We start from the raw sequence: 2,086 nt of genomic DNA on the forward strand, positions 1-2,086 counted from the left end.
GTACTTCTTTCTGCATTGGGTGTTTCTACGCTTGCTAATGCAGCAGATGATTTTATTAATGCTAGTTCTGGCACTGAAACTGCTACAGTTGGTATTTCAAAGGATGTCGCTGTTGGTCGCAATGCTAAGGCTAATGATGGAAACACTAGCCCCGCTATTGGCGGTGCGACAACAGTAGGTACAGACACCGTTGCAAAAGGAAACGGTGCGAGTGCATACGGTTATGGTGCTAAAGCTGATGGAGATAATGCTTCGGCTCTTGGTAATCAAGCTAATGCTACAGGGCTAGCTACAACTGCTGTTGGGGTATCCACCCAAGCAACAGGCACTTATTCTGTTGCTGTAGGTTCAAATGCTAAGGCTACAGGCTTTGGATCTGTGAGTATTGGTTTAGCGTCTATACCGGATACTGGAGCAACTAAAAATTATGCTGTATCTATCGGTGCATTTTCAGGCGCTGATGTAGAAAATGGCGTTGCATTAGGTTCATACTCTAAAGCAACTGTTAATAAAGAGGCTGTAGGATATGATCCGTCAACTCAAGCTGCTACAACTGAGACAAGTGCAGCTTGGAAAGCTTCACATGCTGCGGTTTCTGTTGGTGACGTTGACAACAATATCACCCGTCAAATCACCAGCGTTGCTGCGGGTACAAAAGATACTGATGCAGTGAACGTGGCTCAATTGAAATCTTTAGACGGTAAAGTTGAGAAAAACAAAACCGATATTGCAACTAATAAAGCCGATATCGCAACCAACAAAACCAATATTGCGACTAACACGGGTAATATTGCGACTAACACGGGTAATATTGCGACTAATACAGCTAATATTGCTGCTAACACGGGTAAGATTACGGCTAATACGGCTAATATTGCGGCTAACACGGGTAAGATTACGGCTAATACGGCTAATATTGCGGCTAACACAGCTAACATTCAGACTAACGCGAATAATATTGCGGCGATTAACACTCAATTAGCGGATAATAACGATTCCATCAATGAATTGCGTGGCAATGTAAACCTCTTAAATAAAGACTTGAGAGGCGGTGTTGCGAGTGCGATTGCTCACGCTTCTGTTCCTCAATCCACCAAAGCCGGTGCTATCGGTGTGGGTGTGGGTACCGGTTTCTATGGTGGTCAATCTGCGGTTTCTCTTGGTGTGTCCGGTGTTACCCCTAATGAAAACTGGGTGTTTAAAGCCAGCGTTTCTACCAATAGCCGTGGTAACTACGGTGTGGGTGCCGGTGCGTTTTACCAATGGTAATAAACTGTTAATTCCGAGTTAATCGGAGCATAATAAAAAAGCCATTCTGAAATAGAATGGCTTTTTTGTTGCGATGAGAAATTATGCTAAGATTTTGTCTAATGCTTTGCTGACATCTTCTACTTTTTGCGTGCCGTCTAAGCGGAAATATTAGGTGTTGCCCGCTTTGGCTTCTGCTTGGTAGTAATCCACTAATGGTTTGGTGGTGTTGTGATACACTTTTTTTGGGCGGTTTTTCAGACGGCATGAGGGTGAATATGTTATATTTACGCCTAAAAACCCAATTTTCCGGACAACATGAAACGCGCCAAACAATATCCTTTTTTATCCTTACAGCGGCAACGTTTTCATCTAAACTTTGAAAACGCTTCTTCCGCCGCCAACCTTCCGAGCGAACGCGATTTTTACCGCTGGGCGTGGTCTGCCTTAAAAAACGAATACCGCCGCGCAGACATCAGCCTGATTCTTCTGGACGAAGAAGAAGCCCGCGCTTACAACCGCGACTACCGCGGCAAAGATTACGCCACCAATGTCTTGAGTTTCGCGCTCAACGAAGGCGAAATCCTGCCCGACCAGTTTTCAGACGGCCTGTATGGCGATTTGGTGATTTGCCCGCAAGTGGTTTTGAAAGAAGCCGCCGAACAAGGCAAAACACCCGAGCAGCATTTTGCCCACCTGACCATACACGGTACTTTACACCTGATGGGCTACGACCACATCGAAGACGATGAAGCCGAAATAATGGAAGCCGAAGAAATCCGCCTGATGCTGGCGGCAGGCTTCCCCAACCCCTACCAAGAGGACGAATATTAAAATG

General features: G+C 45.5%; 2 protein-coding genes. Both read left to right on the forward strand.

All coding sequences use genetic code 11. The features are described from left to right. Nucleotides 1–1,269 (forward strand): YadA family autotransporter adhesin (locus tag ACTHUT_RS18780; protein ID WP_440419381.1); only part of this gene is annotated, 1,269 nt, incomplete at its 5' end. Between the two features lie 297 nt (nt 1,270–1,566). Beyond that, nucleotides 1,567–2,082, forward strand: coding sequence for an rRNA maturation RNase YbeY (gene ybeY / locus ACTHUT_RS18785; RefSeq protein ID WP_128582234.1), 516 nt, complete (start codon nt 1,567–1,569; stop codon nt 2,080–2,082). Nucleotides 2,083–2,086: the final 4 nt, after the last annotated feature.

Source organism: Neisseria sp. P0022.S010 (genome assembly GCF_051956635.1).

Coding starts and splice junctions, on each gene's coding strand:
- ybeY (WP_128582234.1), top strand. CDS start 1,567: ATGAAACGCGCCAAACAATATCCTTTTTTATCCTTACAGCGGCAACGT.